Raw genomic sequence first — 19,694 nt, forward strand, 5'->3', positions numbered from 1 at the left:
TAGAGCCTAAAGAAAAGAGTGGTTGATTCGATTTATTTTGAAATACTTGTGGGGAATTAGGGGAATAAGGATTATTAGGGTAACTAATAATTTATGTAAAGAATATAAAAGGATGAAGAATTGTGTCTCCATCCCAAATATTTACAACAATCCTTATTAAGTTAACTTAATTTTATTAAACTAATTATATTTTTCTAAAACATCAAAACAAGCCTCTAAAACTATGTTTGTAACTTTTACATGTATATTATGATATTCTTCTTCTGGAACCCACTCATTGTTAAGTCTATTTCCATGAACAACTAGACAATTAGCAGCACGAATACCATAAATAGATGCCAACATATAAATAACAGCTGTTTCCATCTCGCAGTTTAGAATAGAACGTTCTTGCCAATAATTCATTAAATTATTTACATTTGGCCCATTTTTTATTCTGGGTTTACGATCTTGTCCTAAATAATAAGACTGCGATGTAAGACCAATTCCAAAATGTGTATTAAATTTACTTGAAACAGCTTTTTCCATTATACTTTGAATTAATAAGGGATCTGCTACTGCTGGAAAGGAATCTATAGCATAAGCATTTAGTAATCCTAACTCACGAGCCATTGCATTATTAATGATAATATCTCCTGGCTTAATATCATCCTTCCACGCACCGCATCCACCAATTCTTACTAATATTTTTGCACCCTGTTCTATTAATTCAATAATAGCTATCTCAGTAGAACTTACACCTATTCCTGTCGAACAAATGGATACTTTTTGACCATTCCAAAATCCATTCATAAGTACAAATTCTCTATTGTTAAGTATTAATCTTGGTTTTTCCAAATTTTGCGAGATTATTTCAACTCTCCCAGGATCCCCTACGAGTAAAGTTACTTTTCCAATGTCTTCTGAAGAGATACCTTTAAGATGAATAGTCATTTTCTAATCCTGCCTTTTCGTAATCTATAATGTATTTACCTTCTTTTTTCTTTCTATTATCTCTAAGTGATAGAACCATTAATAGAGAAATACAATATAGACTAGCTAAGTAAATCATAACAATAGTCATATTGTAACTTTGTAAAATAAATCCTACAAATATAGGAGAAAAACCTCCAACGGCACGTCCTAAGTTGAAAATTGTATTAGTTGCTGTGCTTCTAATTTCCGTTGGATACAGATTACTAATCAGAGCCCCATATCCTGCATACATTCCATTTGCAAAAAATCCTACAATTGCTCCTCCGATTAAAAGTGTTATACTACTTGAAGCAAACGAATATAAAAATACTGCAATACCGGATGAAATAAGAAATAATCCATACGTAATTTTTGTTCCAAATCTATCCATGAATATACCAAAAGTCAACATTCCTACAATCATTCCGATTATTGTACTGATAGTCCATATAGCTGAACCCGATACAGAAAAACCATGAGATTGTTGTAACATTGAGGGCAACCAAACCATTAACCCGTTATAACCTGCTACTTGAACTGTTGCCATAATTGTAATTGCTATAGTAGTAAACGCCATTTTAGGAGTATTAATTAACTGTAAAAGAGGGTTACTTTTAGTTGCTTCTAATTTATTATTTCTTTTATTCTTTTGTGCTTCTAACCACTCAGGAGATTCAGCAAGGTTACGGCGAAGATAGAATGCTAGGATCACTGGTAAGATCCCAATAAAAAATAATGGTCTCCAACCTAATGTAGGTAAAATAATTGCACTCAAAAGAGCTGCCAAAATGACACCAATTTGTCCTCCTATACTGACATATGAGGAGACTCTACCACGCCATTTTTTTGGCCATGCTTCAGCAACTAAAGCCATTCCAATACCATATTCCCCTCCAGCACCCAAGCCAGCAATAAATCTAAAAAAATATACTGTTTCTATATTTGGCGCTATAGCTGTTAAAGCAGTACCGACTGCAAATAATATAATTGTGTAAGTAAATACGAGTACTCTTCCAAACTTATCTGCCAGAATGCCAAAAATAATACCACCTAAAAGCATTCCCCAGTTAGTCACTGAAGAGATTAATCCTCCCTGAGCTAAACTAATACCAAAATCAGTAACCATCATAGACATGGCAAAAGATATAAACATGATATCCATACCTTCTAGCGCTAAACCAGCAGTTGAAGCGAAAACAGTTTTTTTACGATAATCCATAATTATTCACCCTCCTTAATGATGAGTTCACCCAAAATATTCTGAATAGTCGAATTATACATTGATAAAAGAATTTAAAGATGTGTTCAAACAGACAAAAATAAAGTGTGAAAATTGTGATAATTGAAAATTTTACATTACAAGGTATGTATATATACAAAACAAAAACAGGTACTAAAACCTCGTAATTTTGTTAATTAAGTCTTTGTAAAAAGAAGTAGATTTTAAATTAAGTACTTTAGGTTTGTAGTTGTTTAGTTTTAATCTGTTATTAGTTCTCCAATAGTATTGTTCATTTCTATTTCAAAAAAGTTAAAATTAAGAGCTTCATTACTTTAGTTGTAAGTATTTATTGTGCTATTTTGCCTTTTTGCAGACAGTTCAACTAACTAATTATTTTTTAAAATAACATTTTAGTCACTACAATTATAAATATTTTAGGACTTGATAATAAAAGGATTGGAACGATTAAATTACCTCATAAACTTAAATTTATCTTTAATAGTATGATTTGATTAGTTGAATATATAAATACAATTGTATAAATTTATGCTATTATATTAAAAATTGACAATTTTAATAATTCTAAAATTTGAATAATCAGAGGTGGAGAACCATGACAAAAGAACAAGCAATTAAAGAGTTATTTGGTCTAATTAGTTTTTATCAAGAAAATCGTGATTTACCTATTCCTAATGATTTTAACTTTCAAGATGAAGTGAAAAAGTGTTGTGATATTTTAGAGGTGGATTTAGCAATTATCCGTAATCAATTTAATTTGTACTAATTATATATGGAGATGATAAGTAGTGCATGCTGTGAAAACGTTGTTAAATACAGAAGGACTAGCTAAGTGTAATGTAGTCGCAGGTGAAAAAGGCTTAGATAGGTATGTGAAAAACATCACAATAATGGAGGTTCCAGAAGTATCGAAATGGTTAAAAGGAAATGAAATTATTTTAACATCCTTATACGCTATAAAAGATGATGAACATGCTATTGCTAATCTAATCTATGAGCTTGATAGAGTTAATGCAAGTGCATTAGCTATTAAAACAGTTTATTTAGATAATAAAATTCCCGAGAGTATTATCCGAAGCGGTAATGCATTAAACTTTCCAATAATTTTAATACCTAAGGAAATTAAATACTTAGACATTATGTCGCCTGTTTTAAATTTAATCATGAATGATAGTTCAATTGATTATAAAAAGATTGAATTAGCTATGAAAATGTTAAATGAAATTTCATTAGAAGTTGAGGGGTATGAGTATTTTATGAATACTCTAAAGAGGTTTATAGATTTTGATCTTACGATTGAGAGTGAAATTTCTTACGTCCTAACAGGTGATAACCACTATGACATCCAACCAATAACTGAAGAACAAATTCAGGAACTTTTAATTATAAAAAAACCTGTGCCAATGCAACGGAATAGACAAGTACATTCTTTGGAAACGGTTATATCGCCAATCATAGTTGATGGTAAGTATTATGGAAACATTACTAGCTGGGCACCGTATAGGGAACATTTAGAATCGGATATTTTATTACTTGAAAAGGCAGTATCTATTTTATCATTTGAGTTTTTAAAGAAAAAAGTACGAATAGATATTGAGCAACAATATGAATCGGATTTTTTCAAAGAAATTGTTTACAGTGAATCTTTAAATCAAAGAAATATTGAAATATGGGGAAAAAAATATAATTTATCAACGACTATCGGCTATCAATGTCTTATTATTACAAACTACAAAAATATAGATGCATTCCGTAAAGATTTAGAGCGCAATAAATATCGGTTGTCAGAGGCAATCAAGAAAATTCATCATTATATAATTGTTGCATTCACCCAGGAGAGTATATCAATCGCACTACCGAAAACAATTCTTGAAGGAGATATACTGGATAAAATTCAAGAATTATTAAAAAAACTATTAATTCATCATTCTTCATCAATAGTAATTGGCGTGGGTCAAGAATTAAAAGGAATAGTAGGCATGAAAAAAAGCTTTAAGCAGGCTGAAAAGGCTTTACAACTTGCTAATCAAACAAATAGGTTAGGAATTATTACTCATTATGATGAAATTGGAACTAGGCGTTTAATTTTTGAATTAGGGTCTTCGGAAGAATTGCTTAATATTTATAATGAGACCATCTTGATGATTCTTGATGATGAGAAAGGATTCGAACTTGTAAAGACTTTAGAATGTTATTTCAATCATGATGAGAGTTTGAAAATAACGTCCGATTGTTTATATATACATGTTAATACCTTAAAGTACCGTTTAAAAAGAATGGAAGAGCTTACGGGGCTATCTTTCAAGCGTGTAGATGATCGAACGATGTTTTATATTGGATGTATTATTCATGAAAGTAGACAATCTATGTAAGTAAAAATTGTAGATTAAGACAATTTAAAGAAGAATTTATTGTTGTATAGAATATTTAAAAAATTCAAAGAAGTATTTATTATTTGTTTATGGGTTGGATTTTAAATCCAATATTTGAATTGTGAGTAGGGGGTATTATATGAAAAAGTTGTCATTTACATTTTTAGTACTAATTTTATTGCTTGTAATTACTGCATGTGCCCAAGAACAAAGTGAAGAACAAAAAACGGAAGCTTCAACAGTTGAGAATAATACAAATATTTTAGGAGATTATGAAGAATTATCTATAACATTTAGCCATAATCAACCTATTGGAAGTCCAGAAGATGTTGGTGCGGAAGCATTTAAATCATATGTCGAAGAAAAATCTGGTGGGAAAATTACAGTAGACATTTTCCCTGCTTCCCAGTTAGGTAGTTTGCGTGAGCAAGTAGAATCAACACAAATAGGTGAAATTAATATAACTATGCAACCTGCCTCAGTAATCACACCTTTTGTTGATGATATCAAGATTGTAGATTTACCGTATTTATTACCTACAGAAACTGAAAAAATGTATCAAGTATTAGATGGAGAAGTTGGACAAGAAATATTAGGTACTCTTGAACAAGGAGGATTTAAAGGCCTTGGATATTGGCCAGGTGGATATAAGTTAATTTCTACAAAGGATGCAGAAATTCATTCACCATCTGATTTAGAAGGGCTAAAAATTCGTGTAATGGAATCACCACTTTTAATTTCTCAATATGAAGCTTGGGGTGCATCTGCAATTCCTATGGCTTATGCGGAAGTGTATAACGGTCTACAGCAAGGAATTGTTGATGGACAAGAGAATCCACTACAAACAATTTATTTAAATAATTATCATGAAGTTCAAGGATTTGTTATGGATACAAAGCATGGTGCAATGACATATATTCTTATGGCAAACCAATCTTGGTTTGAAGGGTTAAGTGAAGATACCCAAAAGTTAATTTTAGAAGCTGAGGAACATGGACGTACAGAAGCGCGAAATAATTTAGTAGCAACAGAAGAAGAATATCGTCAAAACATTATTGATAGTGGAACGGTATACTACGAACTAACAGATGAAGAAATTGCAGTTTTCAAAAATGTATCAGAAGCAACTTATAGTGAATTATATGGTGCTGGCAATCAACCTGAGCTTTTAGAAAAATTTAAACAAGTTATTAATGAATTAAACTAAACAAAAAGCTGTGAAGTATTTGTTGCTTCACAGTTTCTTTTATAAAGAAGGAGTGTTTTGTTATGAAATATGTAAAAAAAATAGAGGAATATTTTGTTGGACTTTTAATCCTTTTAGTTTCTGTAGATTTATTCATTAATATTATAAGTCGTGAGATTTTTAAGTATAACTTTGATGGAACAGAAGAGTTTATCCGATATTCTATGATATACATAACATTTATCGGAATGGCTATTTGTTTTAGAAAAGGTTTACATGTAGGAGTTGATTTATTGATGACTTCATTGAAAACAGAAAGAAAAAGATATCTGCAATTACTTATTAACATATTAGCGCTTATTTTTATGATTTTTCTTGTTAAATATGGTCTGGATTTAGTGATGTTTAGTTATAATTCAGGCCAAATTTCTCCATCACTTGAAATAAAAACGTATATGATTTACCTAGCAATTCCAGTTGGTGCACTACTCTCAATATTACATATCTCAATAAATACGATTATGTTATTAAAAAATAAATCAATTGATTTTCAAGAAGAATAGGAGGGTACCCAATGTTAATTGCACTAGTAATTTTGATATTCTTATTTTTATTTACAAGTGTACCTATTTTTATATCTTTAAGTTTGGCGTCATTTATAGCCATCGTATTATTTAGTGATACACAACCGATGATATTAGTACAGAGGTTATTTGCTGGAATTGACCAGTTCTCATTAATGGCACTTCCATTTTTCATTTTTGCTGCCAACTTAATGGACGGAGGTGGATTGTCAAGCCGAATTTTAAAATTAGCGAAAGCACTTGTCGGCCATCTAACAGGCGGTATTGCCATGACAACACAAGTAGCAAGTATGTTTTTTGGCGCGCTATCTGGCTCTGCCCCAGCAACAGTTGTAGCGATAGGGAAGATTATGTATCCAGAAATGTTGCGCGGTGGCTATGGCAGAGGGTTTAGTTCCAGTTTAATAGCATCCGCTGGGGCAGTTTCACTTGTAATTCCGCCGAGTATAACATTAATTATTTTTGGTGCAGTTACTGGTGTTTCTGTAAGCTCATTATTTATAGCGGGAATTGGTGCCGGGCTATTTTTAGGCTTATCATCGTTACTATATATTTATATTTATGCAAAAAAGAATAAGCTTCCAAGAGATCCAAAAGCAACGGGGAAAGAATTATTAAATAGTGCTATATCTGCAGGGTGGGCATTAATGATTCCTGTTATTATTCTTGGTGGAATATATACTGGACTATTTAGTCCGACAGAAGCAGCAGGTATATCTGTTGTTTATGCAATACTTGTAGGTCTGTTTATTTATAAAGAACTTACATTAAGAAAAATTATTGATATTAGTATTGACTCTGCTATTACTTCTGCACAAGTTTTAGTATTAGTAGCAGCTGCCCAAATTTTAGGGTGGGTTTTAACTCGCGCAAGATTACCTCAAATGGTCGTAGAGTTTATTACGAACAACATTACATCAATGATTGTATTCTTATTAATTTTAAACCTTATATTATTAGTTATGGGAATGTTTATGGAAGGGGTAGCTTCTATAATTGTAGTAGCACCTTTAATATACCAGTCTGCGATTTCACTTGGTGTTGATCCAGTTCACTTAGGGATTATTATGATCACTAACTTAGCCTTAGGTATGTATACACCACCTTTTGGTATGAATATATTTGTGAGTCAATCTTTAAGTGAAGTAAAGCTAAAAGAAATGCTGCCATTTATCGGCAAGTTTTTATGTTTTAATGTAGCGGCATTGTTAATAATTACCTATGTACCGGATTTATCATTATTCTTAGTTCGTTTTCTGGGTTAACTATTTCTTAAATTTTATAATAAAAATTTTGTAGACTATTCATTTTCGGATAGTCTATTTTATTTTCTATCAAAAATTCAATTAATTTTTGTCTTTCTAAACAATACGGATAAGGATACATGTAACAACTTTTTATTGAAAAAGACAAAGTTTAGAAGTGAAAATTGTTAATAATAGTAATAATTTTCGGAAAATTATCCGTTAAACTATTTGTATATAAGAGTAGTTGGAGGTAATGAATGAATAAGGAACGAGTAAAACATTTGATTGAGGTGTTTGGAAATTACTCCTTTGAAGGTGAAGGGATTAATAGAATTGCTTATACAAATGTTGAAACAGCAGCAAAGCATCATTTTATGCGTTTATGTATGGCACAGGGGATGACGGTAAGAATGGATGCAATTGGAAATGTAATTGCTCGTAAAGACGGGTTAAAGGATGGATTACCTGTAATTGCAATGGGATCCCATTTAGATTCAGTATATGATGGAGGATTATTTGATGGGCTAGTTGGTGTCATTGGTGGTTTAGAAGTAGTAACCTCATTAAATGAACAGGGTATTATAACAAATCATCCAATCGAAATTATAGTATTTGCGTGTGAGGAATCTTCAAGATTTGGTGTTTCAACTATTGGGAGTAAAGTAATGACAAATCAGCTTTCAGCTAAGGAGTTACTAAGTTTAAAAGATCGTAATGAAATATCATTTGAAGATGCATTAAGTAGTCAAAATTTAAGTATAGAAAAAATCGATGAAGTTGTTCGTAATAAAAGTGAATTAAAAGCGTTTATAGAGTTACATATCGAGCAAGGTCCAATACTTGAAAAAGAACAGCTAGAAATAGGAGTTGTGACATCTATAGCAGCACCGGCTCGGTATCAAATAAAAGTACTAGGTGAAGCTGCTCATTCGGGTACAACACCAATGGAATATCGAAAGGACGCTTTAGCTGCTGCAAGTGAATTAGTATTAAAAATAGAAAGTTTAGGAATTAAAGAATCGGTTTATAGTACGGTAGCAACTGTTGGAGTGCTATCGATTAAGCCAGGAGGGATGAATATTATTCCCGGGGAAGCTCTTTTACAGGTTGATATTAGAGGAATTGATATGGAATCTAGAAATCGTGTAACAGAGGAATTAATTGAAACTATTTTTCTATTAAAAAATCAGCGTAATGTAGAAATAGAAATAATAAAGCTTTCTGAGGAACAATCCGTTCCAATGGATGAATACTATATCGATTTACTATTAATGTTAGCAGAAAAAAATAATTTTAAAGTTAAGAAAATGAGTAGTGGTGCAGGCCATGATGTCATGAATATGGCAAAGTTATTTAAATCCGCAATGATATTTGTACCTTCCAAATACGGTATTAGTCATAACCCTAAAGAATATACGTGTATTCAAGAGATTATGAAAGGAATCTCGTTGATGAAAGATTTTTTACTTGCTGTTGATAAGGAGTGATGATGTTGTATAAGTTAAATGAAATTTTATTCAATAAACAAATTTCATCTCGATATTGGCATATGGAAGTTTTTGTTGGGCAAGATGTTGACAATGTCCTTCCAGGTCAATTTTTTAATCTATTATGTTCGAATGAAAATACGTTTCCATTTTTACGTAGGCCATTAAGCGTTTACAAAATTAATTATGATAAAAAAACTATAGAGTTTTTATATTTAGTTAAAGGCGATGGTACAAAAAGGCTGACAAAATTTAAAAATGGAGATTGTATGGATTTAGTCGGTCCTTTAGGAGTTCCTTTTAAATTAAATAATGGTGCTAGGCACATTTTATTAGTTGCAAGAGGGGTTGGTATTGCGACCCTTACTGCTCTTGCTCAATATGCAGTAGAGAAGGGTATACAGTGCCACGCAATATTAAGTGCACGAACAAAAGATGATTTATTAGCGGTGCGATTGTTAACCTCATTAGGAGTTCATTTACACATTGTTACTGATGAAGAAGGAACAAGTGAATTAACTCATGTTAAAGAAATAATGCAAAAAATCCATTACAAATTTTCCATCCAGGGAATTTATGTATGTGGTTCAAAACGTCTATCAAAATTAGCAAAATCATTTGTTATAGAGCAAAAGTTAGAGGGGCAGATAGCTTTAGAAGAACATATGGCATGTGGTATGGGAGTGTGTTTCGCATGTGTATGTAATATTTTAAATGATGAAAATATCGAATCGGTTAGAGTTTGTAAAGAAGGACCTGTTTTTGATTTAAGAAAGGTGGTCTTATAAATAGTGGATTTATCTGTAAATATAGGCGGATTAAAATTGGAAAATCCAATTATGCCCGCTTCAGGTGCCTTTGGATACGAAATGGATGGGTTTTTAGATATTAAAAAATTAGGAGCAATCGTACCTAAAAGTATTACAAAATATCCTCGTCCCGGCAATAAAACCCCTCGTGTTTGTGAAGTAACTAGTGGCATGATTAATTCTATTGGTATACAAAGCAAGGGTATTGATTATTATTTGAAAAATATTTTAGAACAGTACAGAAAATATAATTTACCTGTCATTTCAAGTATCTCAGCGGATTCTATTAATGAATTTGCTGAAATGGCGGAGATAATCTCTGGCCATCCAGTGGTTTCTGCTTTGGAACTCAATATTTCGTGTCCAAATTTAGAGCACGATGGGAAGTCATTTGGAATGGATTCAGATATTTCGTATTCACTCATTCAAAAAGTAAAATCCGTCACTGATTTACCAGTTATACCAAAACTAACTCCAAATGTTACTAGTATACAAGAAATTGCAATAGCTTGTGAGGAAGCTGGTGCGGATGCACTGAATGTAGCCAATACATTACTCGCGATGGCTATCGATATTCATACAAGAAAACCTAAAATCGGTAATATTGTCGGAGGATTGTCCGGTCCAGCAGTAAAACCAGTTATTATTCGTATGATTTATCAAGTAAATCAAGTTACTTCAGTACCAATTATTGGGTGTGGGGGCGTAATGAATGGCGAAGATGCTATTGAAATGATTTTGGCTGGGGCTTCTGCAGTTCAAGTAGGAACTGCTTCATTTATATATCCAAATGCAATGGAAAAAATTCTAGATGAAATTAAAGAGTATATGGAACAACATCAAATTTCCTCAATAAACGAGCTTATAGGAAAAGTATTAATAAATGAATAGGGGTGCTATTAATGGAATGGGAGTTAATTATTAAAAATGGAACGATCGTTACTCATGAAGAAAAGTATGAGGCAAATCTGTATATAAAAGATGGGAAAATCTCGGTCATTTCTACAGAGGATCTTGGTGAGGGGAAACGTGTTATTGATGCTAAGGGTAAATATGTATTACCTGGGTTAATTGATACACATGTTCATTCAAGAGATGGTGGAGCAACACATAAAGAAGATTTCTATCACTCGACATTATCTGCAGCAGCAGGGGGGATTACAACGGTCTTTGAAATGCCAAATACTAACCCCCCAGTAAATAATGAAGAAAACTTTAATCAGCAACTCGAAAATTTAAGTAGTAAAGCAAATGTTAATTTTGGAATGTGGGCAATTTGCTTAGGGAAGGAAAACTTAAAAGATTTAAGTCGATTAAATGAACTAGGTATTATCGGTTATAAATATTTCTGGGGATATGCATTGAATCTAGATAACTATCAACTAGTTTATAATTATCATCCGGAGCTGAAAAATATACTTCCACCACTGGACGATGGTGAAGTTTATGAAATTTTTGAAGAAGTAGGTAAAACAAATAAAATGCTTGCTATTCATGCAGAAAACAGTGCATTAATAAAAACATTAACAAATCGTTACAAAAATGACTCAAATAATTATGAAGATTTATTAAAAGCACGACCAAGTTTAGCTGAAGAGTTAACTGTTCAAACAGGAATTAGAATGGCGAAAGAGACGGGTGCTCGTTTGCATATTCTGCATATTAGTTCCGGTAAGACAGTTGGTTATATTAAAAAGGCTCAAGAAGAAGGACTTCCGATTACTGGGGAAACTTGTCCACATTATTTGTATTTAGATGCATCTATGTATGATGAACTAGGAAATATGCTGAAGGTTTTCCCACCTATTAAGTATAAAGAAGATCAGGAATTATTATGGGAAGGTTTGCAAAATGGGACTATTACATCGGTTTGTTCAGACCATGCTCCACATACTGCAGAGGATAAGCAATTGGATTTATGGGAAGCACCAGCAGGAATGTGTGGTGTACAACATTTGGTTCCATTAATGCTTGATGCTGTTAGTACGGGGAAGATTTCTTTAAATCAACTTGTATCAATGTTGTCATATAAACCAGCTTTAGAGCATGGGATAGCTTCACGGAAGGGAGTTATACGGGTAGGATCTGATGCAGATATAACAATTGTAGATTTATCTAAAGAAACTGTTATTCGAACAAAGGATTTACTAAGCAAGAGCAAAGTAACAGCTTTTGATGGTTTCCGAGTGAAGGGGTTACCGGTTTATACAATTGTAAATGGTCATGTTGTAATGGAAGATGGTCAAGTAATTGAGACTTTAAAGGGACAATTTATAAAAGCCTAATTTTTAATTTGATTGCTAGGAGGGTTTTGAATGATTGGATTAATTACGTTGGGTACTTCTCCAAGGTTAGATTTATTATCTTATTTTGAAGAGCACTGTAGAGGTGATAAATTTATATTAGTAGGGGCATTAGATGGATTGAGTAATGACTCTATAAAAAATTTAACAGTACATGAAGGTAAATATCCATTAAGTGTACGTATAGGAACCCAATCCGAAGTAATTGATATAGAAGTACTTAAACCTTTTATTGAGAAACAGATTAATCATTTACATGAGCTTGGGTGTAAAAGGGCAGTATTATTATGTTCAGGAGAGTTTGATTTCTTTTTCAAATCACAGATTCCAATTATTAGACCTTCCTTTTTATTAGAAGGAACTGTAAAAGCAAATCAGAATAATAAAAATATACTTGTAGTTTCTCCAATAAAAGAACAGATAGCTGCAAATGAGAAAAAGTGGAGAAGTTATGGCTTCAATCCGATTGTTATTGCAATTCCACCTACTGATTTTAGTTGTAAGCAAATAAAAAATGCTTTACCAAATGATTATGTAAGTCAAATTGTTCTTGATTGTATGAGTTACACAAGGGAACACCGTCTTTTAGTAGAAAAACAAACAAATTGGAATACGTGGACGCCAATAGAATTGGTTGGAGCTATATTGAACTTATATTAAATTATTTAATTTGATATAAAAAAATAATATATTAATTTATTTCATAAACGATTTAAGTTTAACTTACTTCGTCAACTGATTTTTGGAAAAATCCAAAATTATATTTATTTTGTTATATACTATGTGATTCATTCGATATGCAGCGAGTTTACTAGCATTTAAAAATCATCACACTTTAAAATGTAATCTCGCTTTTTTATTCAGGACATTGTTTGATTCTAAGCTTTATATTGAGTTGTAGCAAAGTTCATAAGCAGTTTGTGCTTTATAGGTGTGAACTGTATTATTTACTCAAAACTTGCAACCACATCTCCCCAACATTTAACTGTGAATCCTTTCAAATTTCTTAAAAGTATGTTAGATAATCTTATTCTTTTAGTTAACTACTAGCTTTAACTAACCCTTTATATATCCTCATAAAATATTGCTGTATTTTAAAGACCCCATTAGATTTTTTTCATTATTGGAAAAAACTAACTATTTTATATTTTTTCCTTATTAAAACAAAGCGGAAAATAGAAGGAGAAAATTTTTATGGAAACAAACTCTTTGAAGACTTCGTGACTTTAGTAATGAATAATTAATAAACTGTACACCAGTTGTAAGGTTACTTTAAAAGTTATAACAAATTTAAGATATTAATCTTTGTCTAAACAAACATATCCAAACTTCAGAATTTTAAATTACAATAAAATAAACAAAAAATGGAAAATTACAACAATTTGTGAGGTGATTATAATAAAAATGATTTATCTAGATAATGCTGCAACTAGTTTTCCGAAAGCCATTGATACTATGCGAATACAGGAAATTATAGACCGAACTCCCGGATCCATTAATAGAAGAGGTTATAGTAGTGATTATAATCTTTCTTCTATACTCGATGAATCCAGAAGAAAGATAAAAACTTTTATAGGGAGCGGTTTCGAGGATAAATTAATATTTACCTTTAATGCAACGCATGCTATTAATATGGCTCTACGTGGGATTCTTAATAAAAATGATCATGTATTAACTACTAGGTATGAACACTCAGCTATTTCTAGAACACTTTATTCCTTAACTCATGAGCGAAATATAAGTTATTCACTATTAAATGTTAATACCAACACTAGTGAAGAAGAGTTCGAAGAATTATTATTAAATTTACTATCTCCAAATTCTAAAATGATAGTCATGACTTATGGTTCTAATGTTACTGGGGATATAATTTATAAATCAAAATTTGGTGAAATTGCTCATAAGTATGGGCTCATTGTTTTTGTAGATGCTTCTCAGGCAGTTGGGAATATTGAAATTAATGTAAAACGAGAAAATATAGATATTATGGCTTTTTCTGGGCATAAAAGTTTAATGGGGTTAACTGGAACTGGTTTTCTTTATTTCCGTAATAATATGAATTTGCCCCTTATATTCACAGGGGGAACGGGAATCAAGAGTGAAGATGATTTTATTATTCCAACTGAAGAATTAGATTATGAAGTTGGGACTATGAATATACCTGGAATACTGTCTATCAATCAATCAATACATTTTTTAGAGCAAAATTTTAAAGAAGTTATTACAAAAAAAAGCATGCTAACTAAAGAAATTATAAAGAGGTTAAAAGCAATTGATGGCATTCATATCTATGGGAATTTTGAAGCAGAAAATCATTTACCGATAATATCATTTAATGCAAAAAATCTTCATCCAGTTAATGAAGTAGCTATTATTTTAGAAAATGTTTATAACATAGTTACAAGAGCAGGCATTCATTGTGCACCATGGACTCATAAAATGCTTGGTACGTTTCCACAAGGTACTGTAAGAATAAGCCCTGGTTATTTCAATGAGATGGAAGATATTTATACATTAGAAAAAGCTTTGAAAGAAATTTCATTAATAAAACAAATTTAAGAGGAGGAAATCCAAATGTTTTTAGGTAAACCAAATTCTCATATTATCCTTGCACTAGATACTGAAAGTAAAGCGGAGGCAATTAAAGTATTAGATCAAACTCATGATTTAATAGATGTTATTAAATTTAATTACCCTTTAATTCTAAAAGAAGGTTTATCTCTTATTTCGGAAATCAAACAAAGGTATGGTTTGAAAATTTTAGCGGACTTTAAGGTAGCTGATGTACCGGTAACTAATAACAGAATAGTAGAGCTTGTTAAAAAAGCAGGTGCTGATGCTATTATGGTGCATGGATTTATAGGTACAGATGCATTATTAGAAATAATGAATATTGCTAATAATGAAATTGGAGTAATAATTGTTACTGAACTAACTCATCCAGGTGGTCTGGAATTTACAAGACCTTACTCAATAGATTTTGCTAATATATGTAGTCTTATAGATGCGTATGGTATTCAGGCTCCGGGGACAAGACCTGATCAAATAAACCAATTGAGAAATACGATAGGTGAGAAAAAAACAATTGTCTCTTGTGGAGTAGGTGCACAGGGGGGAGATTTTAGAGAAGTATTAAATGCTGGTGCTGATTTTGCTATCATTGGAAGAGCAATTTATAATGCTCCTAACCCTAGAGAGGTTGTTTTAAACTTAAGAGAAAGTGTTAATGTATGATTATTGAGTCATTACAAGTTGAAAAATACTGTGCTGAAAGTAATAACTTTACTTTAAAGATTAATTTTAAAAGAATTTTATCTATAAAACAGTTAACTAAAATTAAAGAGGTAGAAAAATCAATTGAACTTTCCTCAAAATGTGTATTAGTTAGAGACACAAAATTAGATACAATCATTCATTTTTATAGAGAGAAGAATTATTGTTTGGTAACTAATGCCGGTACTATAAATCAAGGAATTCTAAGCTTGGAAAATATATTAGGACGCATTGAGGATGAGTAAATTAAATGATTAAAAATAAACAATTTTTTACGCTCTTCTTTAGTCAAAGTATTTCAAATATAGGAGAACAAATATATATCCTTGCGCTACCTTGGTTTGTTTATGAGCTTACACATTCCACTTTAACAATGGGAACAGTTGCTGCTATGATAAGTCTTCCTCAAATTTTGTTCGGTTTTTTCCTAGGTTCAATAATAGATAATGGCAGCAAGAAAAAACTTCTTTTTATATCTACCCTTATACAAGTACTACTTTGTGGTATAATACCAATTTTATATTACTTCAAAGTACTGGAAATATATCATATATATGTAATTTCGTTTCTTTATTCGACATCTTCGTTATTATTTCTTTCGACATATAGAAGTACTATTCCAAACATAGTGAGAGAAAGTGAATTACTTATTTCTAATTCATGGATACAAAGTTCACTTACTATTATCAAAATTATTGGGCCTATAATAGGTGGATTTTTATTGGCTTACTATAATGCGACCTTTGCTATGTTAGTAAATATGTTTTCTTTTTTCTTTCTCTTAATATTTATACCAACTTTGGAAATTAATCAAGAACCCATAAAGAAATCTAATAAGCAATGGTCAATTATAAAAGATTCATTAGATGGAATTAAATTTATATTTCATGATAAAAACATTTTTCAAATAAATATTATTTCCTTATTTTTAAATTTTAGTATCTATTTCAGTACTTCTATGATTTTATATTTCCTCCTAGATGAAAGATCATTAAACTCCACAGAAGTTGGTTATTTATATGCACTTGGTGGTGGAATAGCTTTTCTTATTACCTTAATGGCCAAAAAAATCAATAAGAATTTTAATCTGTTCCAATCCATATTTATATCCTGTGCTTTTACAGGTATTGCTTTTATATTCTTTCCCATTTCGACACATTGGATAATAATTAGTATTTTATTCGGTTTTATTAATGGAGGTCTCACATTAGGTAGTATTTTTATAAATACTTATCTTCAAAAAAATACACCTTCTTATATGTTAGGCCGTGTTTTTACCACTTCTCAAATGTTATCAAGAGTTACTGCACCGGTCGCCGTTTTTCTTTCTGGTTGGCTTATAGAAAATAAAATAATATCTATTTCTAGTGTTTTCACTATATCTGGAATCGGTATAATTCTTGTTCTTTTAACAAATTATCTATTTTTTGAAAAAGTAATAACTTATAAGAAAAGAGGGATATCATAATGCAATCTATTAAACCAATATTAGATTATTCCGTTAGGATAAAAGAATTGCAGGGAGATTACTATTTAGTAAGTAAAAACTCTGCTTGGAAGTTAAATAGTATTGGTAAAGAAATTGTTGATTTATGTGATGGTGAACATACAGTGGAAGATATTATAAACAAACTTTGTTTATTATATGAAAATACAGATGAAAAAATAATATATGAGGATACCTTAGAGCTAATTGAATATTTAATTTCTGAAAAGTTATTAGCGTATGAACAATATAATTAGATAGTAATCTTGAAAGGAGGTGAGATGAATGAAAAAAAGTTATGTTAAACCATCAGCTAAGAAAGTAACTTGTCCACAAGCTATTCTTGCCCATGTTGTTGCATCCTAAAAGTACTTAACAAGAGGCAACTAGTTTAATAAAGGGGGGATACTAATGAAAAAAATGTATGTAAAGCCAACAGCTAAGAAAGTAAATTGCCCACAAGCAATTATTGCTCATGTAAAATTCTAAAAATACTTAACAAGAGGCGGCTTAATCTGCCTCTTGTTACCAAAAGGTAAAATAATATGTTAAAAAGGCAAAAAATATACTTAATAATTTTAATCTTAACATATGTTTATTTCTTTATATTTGAAAATCAATTAGGTCAAATTATTACTTTAGGGTTGTCAATGCCACTACTTATTATGGCATTTGCTCCTTTACTCTATCAAAGAATCAATGTTCCTATAAAATATCGTTATATTCCAATATTAATAAGTATGGTTTTACCTAATGTTTTATTTTCTATTCATATAGATTGGTTCACAGATGAATATCATTATTTTTTAATAACCATGCTACTTAGTCTAATTTTATTACTAACAAGATATAACAACTTAAAAGAAGCAATTAAAATCTCTACTCTATTGGAACCTATTAGTAAATTAACTTGTTTTATGCAAATGGTAAAATTAACTCTCATTATAATTGGAGAGGAGCTTCTATTTAGAGTTTTTTATTATAATTTAATTTCAAACCCTTCGTTTTGGCATATTATTTTAAATGGTTTAGTTTTTGCATGTTACCACCATTTTAATAGATTTGCTCATAACCAATATAAATTTATAGATTATGTCTATCATTTTTTATTATCAATTATATTGGGTTATTGTTATTTATCTTTCGATAAAATATTTGCGCCAATAGTTTTTGGCCATATTACTTATAATTTTACAAATTATATTATTTTATTGCAAAGAGGTAGGAAATAAAAAATATGAACAATGGATTTGATAAAAATGACAAAAGAAAAATATGATGAATACTTATATAAATATAATATTAAAACAGAACAATTATTAAAGGATCTAAATGTAAGTGGGAATGATATTGTCTTTATATCTGGATCTGTAATTGAGGGATTTTCAAATATGGGGTCGGATTTAGATGTCTATATTATTTACAATGAAAATTTTAAATTTCCTGAGAACTCAAACATTTCTAATAGTTATTTTGGATACGAATACACTATTTTAACTTATCAAATTCCTATAAATATAAATTTAATAAAATTTAAATTTTTAACAGAATTTTTAGATGAATACAAAAGTAAATTACAAAAAGAGAACATAGATTTTAGTGATATAAGAAAAGTTGAGTTATATCATAGACTTCTATGTTCCTATGTTATTAAAAATTCTGAATTATTTGATGCTATTATACTAAAGAAAATGGATAGCAAAAATTTTAAATTAGCATGTACATTAAATCGTCTTGCTTATAGTGAAAACAGACATGATGATGCTGTAGGTGCTCTTGAATCTAAAGACTTTCTAACAGCCTATATAAATGCTAGAAGTTGTTTAGAAAAGGCTGTAGAATCGATAATATTTATTAATGGTCAAACAAACCCAAAAGAAAAGTGGATAATAAAACGGTTATACAGTGTTTTTTCTAGTACTGAATCCTGGGTTCCAGATTTTATATCCCTCTATGTAGGGCAACTTAACTCTTTAGAAGAAGAAGAACTTAAGGACCAAACAAAAGCAATGGTTAGACTCGCATTTAAGATTAGGAATAAAACAATTTCTATGTTGAAAACAACTAAAGAAATGGAGAAATCGAGATGAAGGGATTATTAATAGCAGTTTGTGGACTAGACGGTTCAGGTAAATCTACTCAAATTCAAAAATTAGAAAATTGGTTTCGTAATCAACAATTGCCAACTTTACTTACAAAACAACCTACAGATTACTACCGCCAAGATTTAAGGGTTAGAGAATATTTAGATAATGGGCAATGTGGAAGTATGGAAGCATTAGCAATGCTAGCTGCAGCAGATAGAATATGGCATATTAAAACTTTAATTGAACCTTCCCTTAAGGGAGGAGTAAGTGTTATTTCTGATCGTTACCTTTTTAGTTCACTAGCCTATTTTTCTGCACGAGGTCTAGATGTACAATATGTAAAACAGCTTAATAATGGTACATTAATTCCCGATTTAACAGTTTTCTTAGATGTAGAGCCGGAAATTTTACTACAAAGAATTTCTATAAGAGATGGTAAAACAACTAAATTCGAAGAAAGGGAGCCTACTATGTTTACAAAAGTTCGTGAAGCTTTTTTAAATGAGGTGCTTCCAAGTAATGCACTTATAATCGATGGAACTTTATCTGAGGAAGAAATTCATAAGATAATAATTGGAGAACTGAATTTGATCATAAAAGATAAGATAATAGCTACCTAATAATCTAGGATTTTCAAATTATTTAGCTAAAACATTTTTTTTTAAC

The 19,694-nt window shown here is 30.7% G+C and carries 20 protein-coding genes; 18 read left to right on the top strand and 2 right to left on the bottom strand.

Annotated features, from left to right (window positions below):
- Nucleotides 1–180 precede the first annotated feature (180 nt).
- Nucleotides 181–933, bottom strand: a complete 753-nt coding sequence (locus MKY04_RS04340) for a nucleoside phosphorylase (RefSeq protein WP_126293564.1) — start codon at nt 931–933, stop codon at nt 181–183.
- On the bottom strand, nt 917–2,173 hold the full coding sequence (locus MKY04_RS04345; protein ID WP_346235388.1) for an MFS transporter: 1,257 nt from the start codon (nt 2,171–2,173) through the stop codon (nt 917–919). Before MKY04_RS04345 ends, MKY04_RS04340 begins: the two co-directional genes overlap by 17 nt.
- A gap of 616 nt (nt 2,174–2,789) precedes the next feature.
- Between MKY04_RS04345 and MKY04_RS04350 the strand changes: the two genes are divergently transcribed.
- The 18 genes from MKY04_RS04350 to tmk all read left to right on the top strand — a co-directional run bounded on the left by MKY04_RS04350 (nt 2,790) and on the right by tmk (nt 19,648).
- Nucleotides 2,790–2,960 carry a hypothetical protein gene (locus MKY04_RS04350; protein ID WP_346235389.1) on the top strand — a complete coding sequence of 57 codons (171 nt, stop codon included), beginning with the start codon at nt 2,790–2,792 and terminating at the stop codon, nt 2,958–2,960.
- A gap of 31 nt (nt 2,961–2,991) precedes the next feature.
- Entirely contained in the window at nt 2,992–4,566 is a 1,575-nt protein-coding gene (locus tag MKY04_RS04355) for a PucR family transcriptional regulator (protein WP_346235390.1), read from the top strand.
- Nucleotides 4,567–4,705: 139 nt separating this feature from the next.
- Nucleotides 4,706–5,773 (top strand): TRAP transporter substrate-binding protein, encoded by a 1,068-nt coding sequence (locus tag MKY04_RS04360; RefSeq protein ID WP_346235391.1) that lies wholly within the window; start codon nt 4,706–4,708, stop codon nt 5,771–5,773.
- A 62-nt stretch (nt 5,774–5,835) separates the two neighbouring features.
- Nucleotides 5,836–6,315: a TRAP transporter small permease gene (locus MKY04_RS04365; protein WP_346235392.1), complete on the top strand. Its 480-nt coding sequence runs from the start codon at nt 5,836–5,838 to the stop codon at nt 6,313–6,315.
- 11 nt (nt 6,316–6,326) lie between these two features.
- Nucleotides 6,327–7,601, top strand: coding sequence for a TRAP transporter large permease (locus MKY04_RS04370; protein ID WP_346235393.1), 1,275 nt, complete (start codon nt 6,327–6,329; stop codon nt 7,599–7,601).
- A gap of 239 nt (nt 7,602–7,840) precedes the next feature.
- Nucleotides 7,841–9,070 carry a M20 family metallo-hydrolase gene (locus tag MKY04_RS04375; protein ID WP_126293559.1) on the top strand — a complete coding sequence of 410 codons (1,230 nt, stop codon included), beginning with the start codon at nt 7,841–7,843 and terminating at the stop codon, nt 9,068–9,070.
- A 5-nt stretch (nt 9,071–9,075) separates the two neighbouring features.
- Nucleotides 9,076–9,858: a dihydroorotate dehydrogenase electron transfer subunit gene (locus MKY04_RS04380; protein WP_410799198.1), complete on the top strand. Its 783-nt coding sequence runs from the start codon at nt 9,076–9,078 to the stop codon at nt 9,856–9,858.
- A gap of 3 nt (nt 9,859–9,861) precedes the next feature.
- Nucleotides 9,862–10,770 carry a dihydroorotate dehydrogenase gene (locus tag MKY04_RS04385; protein ID WP_342774105.1) on the top strand — a complete coding sequence of 303 codons (909 nt, stop codon included), beginning with the start codon at nt 9,862–9,864 and terminating at the stop codon, nt 10,768–10,770.
- Between the two features lie 11 nt (nt 10,771–10,781).
- Nucleotides 10,782–12,164 carry a dihydroorotase gene (locus MKY04_RS04390; protein WP_126293556.1) on the top strand — a complete coding sequence of 461 codons (1,383 nt, stop codon included), beginning with the start codon at nt 10,782–10,784 and terminating at the stop codon, nt 12,162–12,164.
- A gap of 30 nt (nt 12,165–12,194) precedes the next feature.
- On the top strand, nt 12,195–12,842 hold the full coding sequence (locus MKY04_RS04395; protein ID WP_346235394.1) for an AroM family protein: 648 nt from the start codon (nt 12,195–12,197) through the stop codon (nt 12,840–12,842).
- Between the two features lie 645 nt (nt 12,843–13,487).
- On the top strand, nt 13,488–14,741 hold the full coding sequence (locus tag MKY04_RS04400; protein WP_126293554.1) for an aminotransferase class V-fold PLP-dependent enzyme: 1,254 nt from the start codon (nt 13,488–13,490) through the stop codon (nt 14,739–14,741).
- A 15-nt stretch (nt 14,742–14,756) separates the two neighbouring features.
- Nucleotides 14,757–15,416, top strand: a complete 660-nt coding sequence (gene pyrF / locus MKY04_RS04405; protein WP_126293553.1) for an orotidine-5'-phosphate decarboxylase — start codon at nt 14,757–14,759, stop codon at nt 15,414–15,416.
- A complete protein-coding gene (locus tag MKY04_RS04410; RefSeq protein WP_126293552.1) occupies nt 15,413–15,700 on the top strand; it encodes a hypothetical protein in 288 nt (95 codons plus the stop codon). Before pyrF ends, MKY04_RS04410 begins: the two co-directional genes overlap by 4 nt.
- Nucleotides 15,701–15,705: 5 nt before the next feature.
- Nucleotides 15,706–16,923, top strand: a complete 1,218-nt coding sequence (locus tag MKY04_RS04415) for an MFS transporter (protein ID WP_126293551.1) — start codon at nt 15,706–15,708, stop codon at nt 16,921–16,923.
- A complete protein-coding gene (locus MKY04_RS04420; RefSeq protein ID WP_126293550.1) occupies nt 16,923–17,198 on the top strand; it encodes a PqqD family protein in 276 nt (91 codons plus the stop codon). The genes MKY04_RS04415 and MKY04_RS04420 overlap by 1 nt, the downstream gene beginning before the upstream one ends.
- Nucleotides 17,199–17,486: 288 nt before the next feature.
- The gene (locus tag MKY04_RS04425; protein WP_126293549.1) at nt 17,487–18,173 is read left to right on the top strand and encodes a CPBP family intramembrane glutamic endopeptidase; all 687 of its coding nucleotides are present in this window, start codon (nt 17,487–17,489) and stop codon (nt 18,171–18,173) included.
- Between the two features lie 27 nt (nt 18,174–18,200).
- Nucleotides 18,201–19,031, top strand: a complete 831-nt coding sequence (locus MKY04_RS04430; protein WP_148103500.1) for a hypothetical protein — start codon at nt 18,201–18,203, stop codon at nt 19,029–19,031.
- The gene (gene tmk, locus MKY04_RS04435) at nt 19,028–19,648 is read left to right on the top strand and encodes a dTMP kinase (RefSeq protein WP_126293547.1); all 621 of its coding nucleotides are present in this window, start codon (nt 19,028–19,030) and stop codon (nt 19,646–19,648) included. The genes MKY04_RS04430 and tmk overlap by 4 nt, the downstream gene beginning before the upstream one ends.
- Nucleotides 19,649–19,694: the final 46 nt, after the last annotated feature.

This window comes from Lysinibacillus telephonicus (genome assembly GCF_039654155.1).
GTDB classification, from domain to species: Bacteria; Bacillota; Bacilli; order Bacillales_A; family Planococcaceae; genus Ureibacillus; species Ureibacillus telephonicus.